The sequence below is a fragment of the Methylibium sp. T29 genome (assembly GCF_000576205.1).
Taxonomy (GTDB): Bacteria; Pseudomonadota; Gammaproteobacteria; order Burkholderiales; family Burkholderiaceae_C; genus Methylibium; species Methylibium petroleiphilum.
In genome coordinates this window covers 1-13,955 of the sequence record NZ_AZND01000087.1, presented here as the reverse complement: position 1 = coordinate 13,955, position 13,955 = coordinate 1, and the positions used below count along the sequence as shown (strand labels likewise).

The following is a 13,955-nucleotide window of genomic DNA, read 5'->3' as shown; positions in this document are numbered from 1 at the left end:
GGTGCGCTGGCACCGGGCGCCGGCGACGGCGCCGTGACCAGCTTGCGCACGCGGGCCTGGGCCGCGGTGCGGATCTTCTCGGTGATGTCGGCGCCGAGCTGGCGCAGGCCATCGGCGACGCCGATCTTCGCTTGGCGACAAAGTCGACGGCGCCCAGTTCCAGCGCCTTCAGCGTGACTTCGGCACCGCGCTCGGTCAGCGTGGACACCATCACCACCGGTGTGGGACGCAGCCGCATCAGGCGCGACAGGAAGTCGATGCCGTCCATGCGCGGCATCTCGACGTCGAGCGTGATGACGTCGGGATCGAGGTTGCGGATCATCTCGCGCGCGACGATCGGGTCGCTGGCCGCGCCGACGCAGCTCATGTCCGGTTCGCGGTTGATGATCTCGGTGAGCAGGCTGCGCACCAGCGCCGAATCGTCCACCACCACCACACGGATCTTCGCCATCTTGTTCTCCCTGTTCTTGTGTCCTCGATGCACCGTCCTGTCGCCGCCGGTCGGCTCAGAACAGGTCCACCGAGCCCCCACCGCCCGTGGCCGGCAGCACGGCCTTCGCGGCCGCGCGATCCTGCGCCACCAGGGCGTCGGTGTTGGTCGCTGCCAGCCGCTTGACCATCGCCTTGCCGCTGGCCGGGAAGAAGCACACCTTGCGCGGGTAGATGTCGAGCACGTCCTTGCTGACCACCGGGATGCGCTCGGTCTTCAGGTAGTCCAGCACGAAGGCGGTGTTGCGCTCGCCGACGTTGAGCGTGTTCATCCCGCTCACCACCGCGCCGCCGCCGAACACCTTGGCCTCGAGCGTCAGGCGGTTCGCGCCGCGCTTGAGCATCTCGTTGATGAGCAACTCCATCGCATAGGAACCGTAGCGGCCCGATTCCATCGCACCGCCGCCGTCGGGCAGCATGAAGTGGTTGAGTCCGCCGATGCGGCGCTCGCGGTCCCACAGGCAGGCGGCGATGCAGGAGCCCAGCGTGGTCATGATCAGCAGATCTTCGTCATGGACGAAGTACTCGCCCGGCAACACCTTCACGGCGTCGGCCTTGAAGTGGGCGTCGAAGAAGAAAAAGGAGGCCTCGCCTGGCTTGCGCGGCGCGGCCTTCAACTGCTCGAGGCGGGAGAACGGGCGGCCGGTGCCGCGCGCGGGGCCGGCGGCAGCGCCTGTGGGCTGGGCGATGGAAGAGAGCATGAGGGCAGGGGGCGGGTCGGGAAATTCAGCGATCCACGCGCTCGTAGACCGTCTTGCCGCGCAGGCGGAACAGTTCGCGCGCGTCGCTGAAGTTCTCGGAATGGCCGACGAACAGCAGGCCTCCCGGCTTCATCACGCGGTGGATGCCTTCCAGCACGCGGCGCTGCGTCGGGTTGTCGAAGTAGATCATCACGTTGCGGCAGAACACGATGTCGAACGGGTCTCCCAGCGCCCATGCGCTGCTCATCAGGTTGAAGGCGCGGAACTCGATCATGCGGGCCAGTTCGGGCTTCACGCGGATCGAGCCGGCGTTGGCGCCCTTGCCGCGCAGGAAGTGCGCGCGCAGCCGTTCGGGGCTCAGGCCGCGAGAGTCCGCGTCGTAGACGCCGCGGCTCGCGGTGGCCAGCACCTTGGTGTCGATGTCGCTGGCGACGAGCTTGACGTTGTGCTGGGAACCCAGCGCCTCGATGACCGTCATCGCCAGCGAATAGGGTTCCTCGCCGGTGGAGGCCGCGTTGCACCACATCCGCACGGCCTGGCCACGCCGTTGCTGCAGCGCCTGCGTCAGCAGCGGAAAGTGGTGCTCCTCTCGGAAGAAGCTCGTCAGGTTGGTGGTCAGGCAGTTCACGAACTCCTGCCACTCCGCCTCGCCGGCAGGGCCGGTGTGCTGTTCCAGCCACTGCAGGTAGCTGCCGACCGAGCGGTGCCCGGTGTCGCGTAGCCGGCGCGACAGCCGGCTGTAGACCATGGCCTGCTTGCCCGGCTGCAGGTTGATGCCGGCACGCTGGTAGATCAGGGCGCAGACGCGCTGGAAGTCGGCGGCTTCGAAATCGAACTCGCGTTCGCCGGCCGGCGGCGAAGCGGACGGGACGGATGACAGCACGGCGCTCATGATGGGGCGAGTTCGGACAGTGGCAGGGGGATCGTCAGGTTTATCGGCGGAAGTCTGGCGATCTTGAGCGGCCGACCGGGCCGCAAGAAGCCGAGCGGAAGCGGTGCAGTTCGCAGCTTCACGCCCGTGTCGCCCCCGCTAGACTGCCGTGATCGTGAAGCCTTCCCGCCCCTCGCCGCCGGACGCGCCCCTGCCCACCGACGGACTCCACCTCGACACCGCGCTGCAACTGCTGCAGCGCGCCGGGCACGCGCTGTCGACGGGTCCGCGCGACGCGACCTGGCTGCAGCAGCTGGTCGACGCGCTGTGCGACCTGTCCAGCCGAGACGCCCTCACCGGCCTGGCCAACCGCCGGCAGTTCGACCTTGCGCTCGAGCGCGAGACCGATCGTGTGGCCCGCTCGGGCGAGGCGGCACTGGTGCTGCTGCTCGACATCGACCATTTCAAGCGCGTCAACGATACCTACGGCCACGCCGCCGGCGACATGGTGCTGCAGGCCGTGGCGCGCACGCTGCAGGAATGCGTACGTCCGATGGACACCGTGGCCCGCTACGGCGGCGAGGAGTTCGCGATCGTGCTGCCCAACTGCCCACCGGCATTCGCCCAGGCGGCCGCCGAGCGCGTGCGCCGAGCGGTCGAGGCGCGCACCGTCCCGTTGCCACAGGGCACCATGCTGAGTGTCACCCTGAGCGCCGGTGGTGCCTTCGCTCCGCCATGGGTGCGCTCGTCGGCCCGCCTGTGGACCGAGCGTGCCGACGCCCAGCTCTACCGTGCCAAGGCCGAGGGCCGCAACCGCACGTGCATCGAGCCGACTGCCGTCTCGCTCGTCAGTGCCGAAGAGCGCGGCATGCTGTTCTCGCCCAGTCTGCCGATGCCACTCGACGATGCGGCGGCCACCTCCTAACTCCTCACCGCCATGACCACCGCTCCCACCGACCGACCCGCGCCGAACGACGCGCCGCCGCGCGCCCGCATCCTGGCCGTCACCAGCGGCAAGGGTGGGGTCGGCAAGACCTTCATTTCCGCCAATCTCGCGGCGGCGCTGGCGCGCCGTGGCCTGCGCGTGCTGGTGCTCGACGCCGATCTGGGCCTGGCCAACCTCGACGTGGTGTTGAACCTGCATCCCAAGATCACGTTGCACGATGTCTTCACCAGCGATGCCACGCTGGAGCAGGCGGTGCTGCCGGCGCCCGGCGGCTTCTCGGTGCTGCTGGCTGGCTCGGGACTGGTCGAATATTCGCGGCTGACGCCCGAGGTGCGCGAGAAGCTGCTCGCGGTGATCGAGGAAGTGACGCCGCGTTTCGACATCGTGCTGCTCGACACCGGCGCGGGCATCTCCGACGTGGTGCTCTACACCGTGTCGCTGGCCGACGAGGTGCTGATCGTCGCCACGCCGGAGCCGACCTCGATGACCGATGCCTACGCCACCATCAAGGTGCTGGCGATGCAGCAGTCACGGCGCGAACTGCGGCTGGTGGTGAACCAGGTGCCGCGCGCCGGCGACGGGCGGGGCGTCGCGCTGCAACTGCAGCAGGTGATCGACCGTTTCGTCAGTTCGGCCGTGGACACGCCGGTGCGGCTGGAACTGCTGGGCGAGGTGCCGCTCGACCCCTCGGTCCGCGACGCCGTCAAGAAGCGTCAACTGGTCGTCGAGACACTGCCGGGCACGCCCGCCGCGCAAGCGGTGAGCCAGCTGGCGGCCCGGCTCAGCCCCTGAACCTGCCGCGTCCGCCGGGCGCCGCCGCCGCTGGCGCATGCCGGCCCCGCCCGCGGCAAACGCTATGCTCCGGGCCGAAATGACCACGACCCCTCCTGAATCCACCGCCCCGGCGACACCCTACGAATGGGTCGGCGGCGAGCACGCCGTGCGCGCGCTCGTCGACCGCTTCTACGACCTGATGGACCTGGAGCCCGGCTTCCACGACCTGCGCCGCCTGCACCCGAGCACGCTGGACGGCTCGCGCGACAAGCTGTTCTGGTTCCTGTGCGGCTGGCTCGGGGGGCCGGATCTCTACGTCGAGCGCTTCGGCCACCCGCGCCTGCGCGCGCGGCACCTGCCCTATTCGATCGGCGTGCGCGAACGTGACCAGTGGATGGCCTGCATGGAGCAGGCGATGCACGAATGCGAGCTCGACCCCTTGCTCGTCTCGCGGCTCAAGCTTCGTTCGCCAACACGGCCGACTGGATGAGGAACCGGGGCACCTGAGGGCCGCGGTTCCTCTTCGGTCTAGACCGACGAAGGCGGCGCGCCGAGCAGCACGACGAGCGCGCCGGCGCCGCCTTCGGACCCGCGCGCCTGCGTGAAGGCCAGCACCTCGGCCTTCTGCACCAGCCAGGTCCTCACCTTGGCCTTCAGCACGGCCTGCCGGCCCGGTGAGCCATTGCCCTTGCCGTGCACCACGCGCACGCAACGCAAGCCTTGCCGACCGGCCTCGCGCAGGAAGTCGGCGAGCCGCTCGCGGGCCTCGTCCCGGCGCAGGCCGTGCAGGTCGAGATGGGCCTGGATGGCCCAGCCGCCGCGCCGCAACTTCCTGACGACGTCGATACCCACGCCGCTGCGGCGGTAGGACAGCGCTTCATCCGTGTCGAGCAGCGACTCCACATCGAACTCGTCGGACAGCGCCTCGCGCAGCGCGGCCTGCTCGTCACGCTGGCGTTGCAGCGGCACGGGCTCCGGCTTGGGCCGTGGCACCGGCGCGCGCACGGCGCGCTGGAGCGGAAACACCGGGCCGACGCTGAGCGCGAACAGGTCGCGCTCGCGCCGCAGGCGCGCCTCTGTGGCACGTTGCTCGGCCTCGAGCCGAGCCTGCTCTTGCGCGGCGTCGTCGATCCGGCGCTTCAGGGCCTTCAGGTCCTGCAGGCTGCCGGCCACCGGCGCGGCGGCCTTGCGGCGCGTTCGGCGCGCCCGGCCAACGGGCGGGTCGGCACTCACAGCAGCCCCCGCTCGGCGAACGACACCACGCTGCCCCGTGCCACCACGAAGTGATCGAGCACCCGCACGTCGACCAGCGCCAGCGCGGCCTTCAGCGCCTGTGTCAGGGCCTCGTCGGCACGCGAGGGCTCGGCCACGCCGGACGGGTGGTTGTGGGCCAGGATCGCCGCCGCGGCGTTGAGCGCCAGCGCGCGCTTGACCACTTCGCGCGGGTACACGCTCGCTTGATTCAGCGTGCCGCGGAACAGCTCCTCGAAGGCCAGCAACCGGTGCTGCGTGTCGAGGAACAGCACGGCGAACACCTCGTGCGGCTTGCTGGCCAACTGGAGCTGCAGGTAGTCCTTCACGGCCTGTGGCGAGTCGAACACCGGCGTCTGCGCCAGCCGCGAGGCCAGGCTGCGGCGGGCGATCTCCAGCACTGCCGCCAGCTCGGCCCGCTTGGCCGGCCCCAGCCCCTTCACGCTGCCGAGCTCGGCTGTGTCGGTTGCCAGCAGCCCGGAGAGTCCGCCGAAGCGATCGAGCAGCGCCTGCGCGAGCTGCAGCACGCCCTGGCCCTTGAGCCCGGTTCGCAGCAGAAGCGCCAGCAGTTCCGCGTCGGCCAGCGCCGCCGGGCCGCGGGCGAGCAGCTTTTCGCGGGGTCGGAGGTCGGCGGGAAGGTCTTTCACGGTGCAGTGCGAAAATCCACCCCAGTCTATCGAAGCGAAAGCAAACCTCCGTGGTCAACGCTCAACAGGTCCAGCCCGGGTCCTTCCTGACCCTGCACTACCGGCTCACCGGCCCGGACGGTGCCGATCTGATCAACACCTTCTCCGACAAGCCGGCCACGCTGTCGCTGGGCACCGGCGAGCTGGCGCCGGCCGTGGAGCGGCGCCTGATCGGCCTGGCCGAGGGCGCGCACACCACCTTCCAGCTCGCCCCCGGCGAGGCCTTCGGCGAGCGCAACCCCGAACTGCTGCAGCGCGTGGCGTTGTCGGTGCTGCGCGCGCACGGCGACCCCGACGAGCGCTACGGCGTCGGCGATGTGGTGCAGTTCCCCACGCCGGACGGGCAGGGCGCCTTCGCCGGCGTGCTGCGCCAGCTGGGCCCGCCCGAAGAAGACTGGGCGCTGTTCGACTTCAACCACCCGCTCGCCGGCCAGCCGCTGAGCTTCGAGGTGCAACTGATCGGGGTGCTGTGATGACGATGGACACGAGCCCGTCCCACGACGCCGAACGCGGCGTGACCGACGTGCTGCTGGCCGAGCCGCGCGGCTTCTGTGCCGGCGTCGACCGGGCGATCGAGATCGTGGAGCGCGCGATCCGCAAGTTCGGCGCACCGATCTACGTGCGCCACGAGATCGTGCACAACACCTTCGTGGTCAACGACCTGAAGGCCAAGGGCGCGATCTTCATCGAGGACCTGGCCGACGTGCCACCCGGCGCCACGCTGGTGTTCAGCGCCCACGGCGTGAGCCGCGCGGTGCGCGACGAGGCCGAGGCGCGCGGCTTCAGCGTCTACGATGCCACCTGCCCGCTGGTGACCAAGGTGCACGTCGAGGTGGCCAAGCTGCACAAGGAAGGCTACGAGTTCATCATGATCGGCCACAAGGGGCACCCCGAGGTCGAAGGCACGATGGGCCAGCTGAGCGAGGGCATCTACCTGGTCGAGGACGTCGACGACGTGGCGCAGGTGCGGGTGACGCGCCCCGACCGCCTGGCGGTGGTGACGCAGACCACGCTGTCCACCGACGACGCGGCCGAGATCCTGGCCGCCGTGAAGCGCCGCTTTCCGCACGTGCGCGAGCCCAAGCAGCAGGACATCTGCTACGCCACCCAGAACCGCCAGGACGCCGTGAAGGTGCTGGCGCCGCAGGTCGACGTGGTGGTGGTGGTGGGCAGCCCGACCAGCTCGAACAGCAACCGCCTGCGCGAGCTGGCCGAACGCCTGGGCACGCCGGCCTACATGGTCGACTCCGCCAGCGACCTGCGGCCCGAGTGGTTCGAGGGATCCGCCCGGGTCGGCCTGACCGCCGGCGCCTCGGCGCCCGAGCTGCTGGTGCACGAGGTGATCGAGCGCCTGCGCGCTCTGGGTGCGGTGTCGGTGCGCAAGATGGCCGGCGTGGAGGAAACCGTGCGCTTCCCGCTGCCCCTGGGGCTGGGCGACAAATCGATGGAAGGTGTGGCCTGACGCCGCAACCCTAGAATCGCGAGCCTTTTCCCGCCGCCACCCACCATGCTGGACATCAACCTGTTGCGCAAGGACCTCGAGGGCGTCGTCGCGCGCCTCGAGACGCGCAAGTCGCCACAGCCCTTCCTGGACGTGGAGCGCTTCACCGCGCTCGAGGCCGAGCGCAAGGCCATCCAGACCCGTACCGAGGAGCTGCAGGCACGACGCAACAGCCTGTCCAAGCAGATCGGCCAGCTCAAGGCCAAGGGCGAGGACACGGCGGCGGTGATGGCCGAGGTGGGCGGCATCGGCGACGGGCTCAAGGCCAGCGCCGAGCGGCTGGAGGTGATCCAGAGCGAGCTCAACGCGCTGCTGATGGCGTTGCCCAACCTGCCGCAGGCCGGCGTGCCGGTCGGTGCCGACGAGCACGCCAACGTCGAGGTGCGCCGCTGGGGCCAGCCGCGCGCGCTGGACTTCGCGCCGAAGGACCACGTGGACCTCGGCGCACCGCTCGGGCTCGATTTCGAGACCGGGGCCAAGCTGTCCGGCGCACGCTTCAGCTTTCTGCGCGGGCCGGTGGCCCGGCTGCACCGTGCGCTCGCGCAGTTCATGCTCGATGTGCAGACGCAGGAACACGGGTACGCCGAGTGCTACACGCCCTACATCGTGAACCGCGAGGTGCTCGAGGGCACGGGCCAGTTGCCCAAGTTCGAGGCCGACATGTTCTGGGTCACGCGCGGCGGTGACGACGACGAAGCCACCACGCAGTACCTGATCTCCACGTCGGAGATCTCGCTGACCAACAGCGTACGCGAGCAGGTGCTGGCCGCCGACCAGCTGCCGATCAAGCTCACGGCCCACAGCCCTTGCTTCCGCTCCGAGGCCGGCAGCGCCGGCCGCGACACGCGCGGCATGATCCGCCAGCACCAGTTCGACAAGGTCGAGATGGTGCAGATCACCACCGCCGAGCAGAGCGACGCCGCGCTCGAGGCGATGGTGGGCCACGCCGAGGCGGTGCTGCAGAAGCTCGAGCTGCCTTACCGTGTGATCACGCTGTGCACCGGCGACATGGGCTTCGGTGCGGCCAAGACCTACGATCTTGAGGTCTGGCTGCCGGCGCAGAACACCTACCGCGAGATCAGTTCCTGCTCCAACTGCGAGGCCTTCCAGGCGCGCCGCATGCAGACCCGCTACAAGACGGCGCAGGGCAAGAACGAACTGGTGCACACCCTCAATGGCTCGGGCCTGGCCGTCGGCCGTGCGCTGGTGGCGGTGCTGGAGAACGGCCAGAATGCCGACGGCAGCATCACGATCCCGGCGGCGCTGCGGCCCTACCTCGGTGGGCTCGAAAGGCTGGTGGCCTGAGCTACAATTCGTGGCTTCGCTAGCGATAGCGAGACCACAGTTTTCCGGAGAGGTGGCAGAGTGGTCGAATGTACCTGACTCGAAATCAGGCGTACGGTATCCCCGTACCGAGGGTTCGAATCCCTCCCTCTCCGCCAAGTAGTCCAAGCCCGCGCATGCCGCGGGCTTTTTTTGCCGAAGGCCCGCGCCGTGCGGCCTCCGGGCCGGATGGGCATTCTCTGGACGCCCGCGCCAGGGCCATCACCGCGTCCCTCAGGCCGGCTTTCTCAGTGGCCCGCCGCGGTGGTACGAATATCCCACCGACCATCGTGCCCGCAAGAAGCACGGCCCCGCACCGCGGGGCCGTGACCGTGGCGCTGGCTAGCTCAGCCCATGCCAAGCAGCGCCCGCTGTTCTTCCCAGTCCATCGGCAGCGGCCCCATCCGCGTCAGCCGATCGGCGGACAGCTCCAGCGGACCTTCCCCCGTCGCGATGGCCTCCACGATGTCCGGCGCCAGGAAGGCCAGATAGATCACCCGCGTCACGTACGACGGCGAGATCTGCGCCTGCTTGGCGACCTCCGCCACGGTGCTGCATCGCCCCGACGCCAGCAGCGCGAACCACCCTTGCGCCTTCGCGATCAATCCGATCAGCTTGCCATCGGCCTGGCGAGCCCTGGGCGCCGAGCCGTTCCCCACGATCAGCCGCATCGCCATCCCACAGCGCTTCAGCTGCACGGGCGCCTCGATGGTCGTCTGGACCATCCCCGGCAGCCCACCGGCCTTCAACGTGATCCGCAGCTGGTCCAGGCTGACCGCGATCCTCTCGACCAAGCGCTGAACCGTCTCGATCCGCGGCTTCACCTGCTGCAGCTCGCCCGCCGCCTCCTTCGCCTGCCGTAGCGCCCCTTGGACCGCCGTCGCATCGCCCGTCCCGGTGAGGGCGTCGATCACCCGGCCCTCGTCCTGCAGGAACCTCGCCAAGCAACCCACGACGCCACGCTCCAGCTCCGGCGCCGGAATGCGCAGCGTCTCCTCCCCACCCTTCCCAACGTAGTAGCGGTATCGCTTCTGCCCCTTGGCGGCATGGCTCGGCGTCAGCCGATCCCCGCTCGAGCCGAACACCAACCCGGCCAGCAGGCTGGCGTCCTTTGCCCCCCGCCGAACCCTCTGTCCCTGCCGGTTGCTCGCCAAGCCATCCTGTACGGCCTGCCAGACCGCCTGATCCACGATCGCCGGGTGATGGCCCTCGAACACCTGCCCCTTGTGCACGATCTGGCCCCGGTAGACCGGGTTGCTCAGGATCCGGTACAGGTGGCCCCGGCTGAACGGTCGATCGCCGGTCGCGCCTTCCCGCTGCGTCGCCCGCGGTGGCGTGCGCCACGCCCGGGCATCGATCTCCCGCTTCAGGCGACTCACGCAGCCCAGCTCCAGATACAGGCGGTAGATGGCCCGCACCCGCTCCGCCTGCACCTCCTCGATCGCCAAGGACCGCTCGTGCGGTCGGTAGCCGATCGGGGCGATCCCGCCCATCCACAGCCCCTTGCGCTTGGAGGCGGCGATCTTGTCCCGGATCCGCTCGCCGGTGACCTCCCGCTCGAACTGAGCGAAGGACAGCAGTACGTTCAAGGTCAGCCGCCCCATCGAGCTGGTGGTGTTGAACTGCTGGGTCACCGACACGAACGACACCCCGTGGGCGTCGAACTGCTCCACCAGCTTCGCAAAGTCCGCCAGCGAGCGGGTCAGCCGATCGACCTTGTAGACCACCACGATCTGCACCCGGCCGGCCGCCACATCGGCCAGCAACCGCTGCAGGGCCGGGCGGTTCATGTTCCCGCCGGAGTAGCCCCATCGTCGTAGACCGTCCGAGAGGCCTTCCAGCCCTGCGCCTTCTGGCTCAGGATGAACGCCTCGCTGGCCTCCCGCTGGGCATCCAGTGAGTTGAAGGACTGTTCCAGCCCCTCCTCGGACGACTTGCGGGTGTAGATCGCGCAGCTCAGGCTCACCGGCGCAGCCCGAAGAAGAGAGGGCCTGACCAGGCCGTGCCGGTGATGGACCGGGCGATGGCCGAGAGGCTGCGGTAGGTCTGGCCGTTCCACTCGTAGCCCGAGGACAGCACCGTCACCTGATGGGTCCGGCCCTGCCACTCGCGCAGCAGCCGGGTGCCAGGAGCCACGGTAGATGAGGAGGGCCCGGCAGATCGCCGCAGGGACCTCAGGAGGCGGTCAGGAGCGCTGGTGCCGAGTCGCTCGGCCATCTGCAGCTGCCAGCCCAGGGCCAGGGCCAGCATCTGGCCCGTGAGCCCTTGGGTGCCGGGTAACCGAACGCCTGGAGCCACCGATCGGCCAGTTGCGGGCGGGACAGCGAGGCGAGGGTGGCTAGCTCGGCAACAAGTGAGCTCATGCCTCGACGATGCGGTAGATCCGCACGCCGGCGTCGCTGGCCTCGCAGGCCACCGACAAGCCGAGCTTCTTGCGCAGCACGCCGCTGATCGTGCCGCGCACGGTGTGGGGCTGCCAGCCGGTCAGCTCGGTCATCTGCGGCAGGGTGGCGCCGGAGGCCGAGCGGAGCAGGGCGATCAGGCGGGATTGCTTGGTGCCGGGGATCTCGGCGGCCGGGGGAGCGGGTGGAGGCGTCGACCGGCGTGCAGCGCGAGCGGGGGACGTGGCGGCTGCACGGGCGGCGGGCTTGGTTGTGCGCGCGCGCGGGGAGGCCTTGGCGGAGCGGGACGGGGTCTTGGGCACGAGCTTCTCCTGGTGTGGCGCCGCGACGGCCGCGGCGGCACCAGTACCGCTCGAATGCGCGAAGGCATCAAGTCATCTGCGCCGAGAAGTGGCGACAAGTCCGCAGTTGGCCGTCCACAGCGGCGCGCCTGCTGTCGGCACGGCAGCGGTTGCGGTCATGCGGACCTCTGCCTCTGCTGGCCGCTTGCGACGACATGGCCCACTGAACGCGTTCGACGCTGGCCAGTCGAGGCTTGGGCAAGTCTCAGATGGCATCGCTCGCAAGCTGCGCCTGGATCACCAGGCACCAGGGCCTGCTCATCATCGGACCCACCGGGGTGGGCAGCCCTGGATCGGGTGCGCCATGGGCAACCAGGCATGTCGTCGGGGCCTGACGGTGCAGTTCCATCGGATTCGCGAGTTGTACGACCAGATTACCGATGCGCAGCACGACGGAACGCTTCGAAAGCTGAAACTAGGGCTCACGAAGTTGAACTTGCTGATCCTTGACGATTTCTGCATCTGCGACATGACGACCATTGCGGCGCAGCTACTGCTCGACGTCATCGACAGCCGCCAGAACTGCGGATCGCTGCTGATCGCGAGCCAGTACCTCGTGGACAAATGGCATGGGCTCCTTCCCGATCAGACCATTCCCGACGCCACGCTGCACCGATTCGTGCACACCTCGCACCGCCTTGAACTTGAGGGGCGAGTCGACGCGCAAGCTTCGCGCGAAGCTGGAGCCTAACGCGGCGTAACGCCGTTCAACGAGCCGTTGCTCGTCGTACCGGGCAACGGCCGACGTCATGCGCAAACCAGTACCTGCTGGCCACCCGCGTGGCATCGCGATTCACCCGAGCTACTTCGTCCAAGGTCAGCTCGCAGTCGATGGCGCCGGCGGCCAAGCAGATACCTGGTGCCACTGGCAGGATCGGTTCGTCGATGACGGCGTCCGGAACTAGAAACTCCAGCCCGTTGGTGGCGCTGAACACTCCCCAGCGCATAGCATGCGCACCTCGCACCCACTCTCGGTCAATGGAGATGAGCCGGTCCATGCCGGCGGCCATCCGACCCGGTAGTGACCCATGGGGCTTGAGAAACATAACTCCGCCCTTCTTTCCAATCGCTCCTGTGCATCAAGGGTCAGGTCGCGTTCTCCCGCCATGATGTTGATCTGCAAGTCTGACAGCGGGTCACGGGCGCGAAGGCAACGGAGTCGCCAGAGGAGATACATCTCTGTCATCGGACGGTGCATGTCGGAGCTCAAACTAGACAGTGACTGTTCGGTGAGGCGGTGGACGATCGCTTGGTTCTGTCCTCGATAACTTGCCCAGGCCGGACTTAGATTTCTGGTCCCACGACCTCATCGTGCAGAAGAGAGGTTTGCCCGGCTTAAGTTGGCGATCAATATCCTCTTCAAGGAAGCGCGCATGCACAAGCCCGTCGCGGCCGCAGGACCGCTCGATGGTCCGGCTTGGCATCAGGTGCTGCTGGATGGTCAGCTCATGTGGATTGCCGGGTTGAGTTCTTTCGCATCGCGCCATGCCTGGTCTATCCTGCCGACATGCCCAGAGACTACCTCTCCGCTTTTCCCATCCCTGGCCATCTCGTCCCGGCGAAGCTCCGCGAGCTTCTGGCCCCAGTCGGCCTGGAGCCGACGCTTCGGATCGAGGTGAGCGCAATGTTCGAGACGGATGAGCAACAGCGGCCCACCGAGGTCGTGCATTTCCAGATGGCTGTAGTCCCCGAGGACAAGGCCGACGAGCTTGGTGTCTTGGATGAGGCGGCGGGCGGCGTTGTCGCGTATTCGGTTCCCACGCTCGGCGGAAAAGGCCAGTCGGTGAACTTCGCGCCGGATCTGTCCGGATACGACTACGTGGTCGCGTCTTGGGGCGACGGTTCCTTCTACACCTTTAGCCTGTCTGAGAAGGTCTGGATGGCATTGGGGTTGACACCGCGCTGCCTGGGCAACGACGAGCAGCGTCTCGTGTACGACGACCTCGGGTTGCCTGAGTTCGGAATCGCTGAAGGCGAGGTCTCCATGGAATATTACTGGGAGGCCCAACGGAACGTCAGTTGGCGCATGTCCAACGAGCACCTCCGGCGGTACCTGTGGATGCGTGGCGCTGTTGGCGTGCGGTCGTTCTACTATGGCGGCCCCGTCGACGATGCCCCGGAAGTCCGAGCCTGATGAACGGGCAATCGCACGTCTCTATCAACGCGGATGGTGGATGGTGCGAGGTCGACATCCAGGAAGACGACGACGGGTTGTACCTCCAGGTCTGGGCAACCGTGACCGCCGTGTCCTGCGAGCTGTGCGCCGAGCAGCGCGCCGACGTCCTGATCTGGCCAGGGCTAGATGGCCGATGACGCGCGCTAGAGCCAACGCAATGCTGGCCGGCGGCGTCGTCCACCTCGGCGACCGGTTCCTTGAGCGCTACGAGCAGAATGCCTTCTACAGGGCAACACCCAACCGCTATGGCGACATCAACCCGTCCTACCGCGGGCAATGGACGTTTTCCGGCTGCACCCGCGTGGGTCGCAACCTGATTCGAGTCCCGATTCGCGAGCTGTACAAGCCTAAGCCCGACCGAGAGATCGTCCACGCGCACCGCTTTGTCCTGGACGAAGCCCGGGTGGCGGCCACTGATCTTGGCGAAGAGCACATCGTCGGAAAAGTGCAGCGGCTTGTGGGGCAACTGCTGGATCTCGGCGATAACCTGGCCC

At 68.3% G+C, this 13,955-nt stretch carries 17 protein-coding genes, 1 tRNA gene and 3 pseudogenes; 11 read left to right on the top strand and 10 right to left on the bottom strand.

Annotated elements, in window-relative coordinates; genetic code table 11:
• The 3 genes and pseudogenes from x551_RS11915 to x551_RS11905 all read right to left on the bottom strand — a co-directional run.
• Positions 1-451, bottom strand: a pseudogene (locus x551_RS11915) (response regulator); the annotation flags it as partial.
• Between the two features lie 55 nt (positions 452-506).
• Positions 507-1,190, bottom strand: coding sequence for a chemoreceptor glutamine deamidase CheD (gene cheD / locus x551_RS11910; protein WP_036229514.1), 684 nt, complete (start codon positions 1,188-1,190; stop codon positions 507-509).
• Positions 1,191-1,215: 25 nt separating this feature from the next.
• The gene (locus x551_RS11905; RefSeq protein WP_011830284.1) at positions 1,216-2,082 is read right to left on the bottom strand and encodes a CheR family methyltransferase; all 867 of its coding nucleotides are present in this window, start codon (positions 2,080-2,082) and stop codon (positions 1,216-1,218) included.
• A 148-nt stretch (positions 2,083-2,230) separates the two neighbouring features.
• On the opposite strand from x551_RS11905, the gene x551_RS11900 reads away from it, so the two are divergent.
• From x551_RS11900 to x551_RS11890, 3 genes and pseudogenes are all read left to right on the top strand, one after another.
• On the top strand, positions 2,231-2,986 hold the full coding sequence (locus tag x551_RS11900) for a GGDEF domain-containing protein (protein WP_011830283.1): 756 nt from the start codon (positions 2,231-2,233) through the stop codon (positions 2,984-2,986).
• Positions 2,987-2,998: 12 nt separating this feature from the next.
• Entirely contained in the window at positions 2,999-3,799 is an 801-nt protein-coding gene (locus x551_RS11895; RefSeq protein ID WP_011830282.1) for a MinD/ParA family protein, read from the top strand.
• A gap of 79 nt (positions 3,800-3,878) precedes the next feature.
• Positions 3,879-4,288 (top strand): annotated as a pseudogene (locus x551_RS11890) (group II truncated hemoglobin).
• 21 nt (positions 4,289-4,309) lie between these two features.
• Here the strand turns inward: x551_RS11890 and x551_RS11885 are convergent.
• Both x551_RS11885 and radC read right to left on the bottom strand, forming a co-directional pair.
• Complete coding sequence (locus x551_RS11885) at positions 4,310-4,954, bottom strand: Smr/MutS family protein (protein ID WP_036229547.1); 645 nt, start codon at positions 4,952-4,954, stop codon at positions 4,310-4,312.
• Between the two features lie 56 nt (positions 4,955-5,010).
• A complete protein-coding gene (radC, locus tag x551_RS11880) occupies positions 5,011-5,679 on the bottom strand; it encodes a DNA repair protein RadC (RefSeq protein WP_011830279.1) in 669 nt (222 codons plus the stop codon).
• 50 nt (positions 5,680-5,729) lie between these two features.
• Between radC and x551_RS11875 the strand changes: the two genes are divergently transcribed.
• The 4 genes from x551_RS11875 to x551_RS11860 all read left to right on the top strand — a co-directional run bounded on the left by x551_RS11875 (position 5,730) and on the right by x551_RS11860 (position 8,661).
• Complete coding sequence (locus tag x551_RS11875) at positions 5,730-6,191, top strand: FKBP-type peptidyl-prolyl cis-trans isomerase (protein ID WP_036229516.1); 462 nt, start codon at positions 5,730-5,732, stop codon at positions 6,189-6,191.
• Positions 6,191-7,180, top strand: a complete 990-nt coding sequence (ispH, locus tag x551_RS11870) for a 4-hydroxy-3-methylbut-2-enyl diphosphate reductase (protein WP_051495514.1) — start codon at positions 6,191-6,193, stop codon at positions 7,178-7,180. Before x551_RS11875 ends, ispH begins: the two co-directional genes overlap by 1 nt.
• Positions 7,181-7,225: 45 nt before the next feature.
• Positions 7,226-8,524, top strand: coding sequence for a serine--tRNA ligase (gene serS / locus x551_RS11865; protein ID WP_036229517.1), 1,299 nt, complete (start codon positions 7,226-7,228; stop codon positions 8,522-8,524).
• Positions 8,525-8,570: 46 nt separating this feature from the next.
• A tRNA-Ser gene (locus tag x551_RS11860) sits at positions 8,571-8,661 on the top strand.
• Positions 8,662-8,889: 228 nt separating this feature from the next.
• On the opposite strand, the gene x551_RS11855 is transcribed toward x551_RS11860, so the two are convergent.
• The 4 genes from x551_RS11855 to x551_RS24355 all read right to left on the bottom strand — a co-directional run bounded on the left by x551_RS11855 (position 8,890) and on the right by x551_RS24355 (position 11,246).
• Entirely contained in the window at positions 8,890-10,332 is a 1,443-nt protein-coding gene (locus x551_RS11855; RefSeq protein ID WP_051495515.1) for a recombinase family protein, read from the bottom strand.
• Complete coding sequence (locus x551_RS27350) at positions 10,329-10,508, bottom strand: recombinase family protein (RefSeq protein WP_051495516.1); 180 nt, start codon at positions 10,506-10,508, stop codon at positions 10,329-10,331. The genes x551_RS11855 and x551_RS27350 overlap by 4 nt, the downstream gene beginning before the upstream one ends.
• Positions 10,505-10,792 carry a DUF2924 domain-containing protein gene (locus tag x551_RS11850; RefSeq protein ID WP_051495517.1) on the bottom strand — a complete coding sequence of 96 codons (288 nt, stop codon included), beginning with the start codon at positions 10,790-10,792 and terminating at the stop codon, positions 10,505-10,507. The genes x551_RS27350 and x551_RS11850 overlap by 4 nt, the downstream gene beginning before the upstream one ends.
• A gap of 109 nt (positions 10,793-10,901) precedes the next feature.
• Positions 10,902-11,246 carry a DUF3489 domain-containing protein gene (locus tag x551_RS24355; protein ID WP_051495518.1) on the bottom strand — a complete coding sequence of 115 codons (345 nt, stop codon included), beginning with the start codon at positions 11,244-11,246 and terminating at the stop codon, positions 10,902-10,904.
• A gap of 157 nt (positions 11,247-11,403) precedes the next feature.
• On the opposite strand from x551_RS24355, the gene x551_RS25835 reads away from it, so the two are divergent.
• Positions 11,404-11,976: an ATP-binding protein gene (locus x551_RS25835; RefSeq protein ID WP_255343759.1), complete on the top strand. Its 573-nt coding sequence runs from the start codon at positions 11,404-11,406 to the stop codon at positions 11,974-11,976.
• 16 nt (positions 11,977-11,992) lie between these two features.
• Here the strand turns inward: x551_RS25835 and x551_RS25225 are convergent, their stop codons facing one another.
• Complete coding sequence (locus tag x551_RS25225; protein ID WP_152543496.1) at positions 11,993-12,283, bottom strand: hypothetical protein; 291 nt, start codon at positions 12,281-12,283, stop codon at positions 11,993-11,995.
• Positions 12,284-12,792: 509 nt separating this feature from the next.
• Between x551_RS25225 and x551_RS23495 the strand changes: the two genes are divergently transcribed.
• The 3 genes and pseudogenes from x551_RS23495 to x551_RS23485 form a co-directional block, all read left to right on the top strand.
• Positions 12,793-13,419, top strand: coding sequence for a hypothetical protein (locus x551_RS23495; protein ID WP_152543495.1), 627 nt, complete (start codon positions 12,793-12,795; stop codon positions 13,417-13,419).
• On the top strand, positions 13,419-13,598 hold the full coding sequence (locus x551_RS23490; protein WP_051511975.1) for a hypothetical protein: 180 nt from the start codon (positions 13,419-13,421) through the stop codon (positions 13,596-13,598). The genes x551_RS23495 and x551_RS23490 overlap by 1 nt, the downstream gene beginning before the upstream one ends.
• A gap of 20 nt (positions 13,599-13,618) precedes the next feature.
• A pseudogene (locus tag x551_RS23485) lies at positions 13,619-13,955 on the top strand (hypothetical protein); the annotation flags it as partial.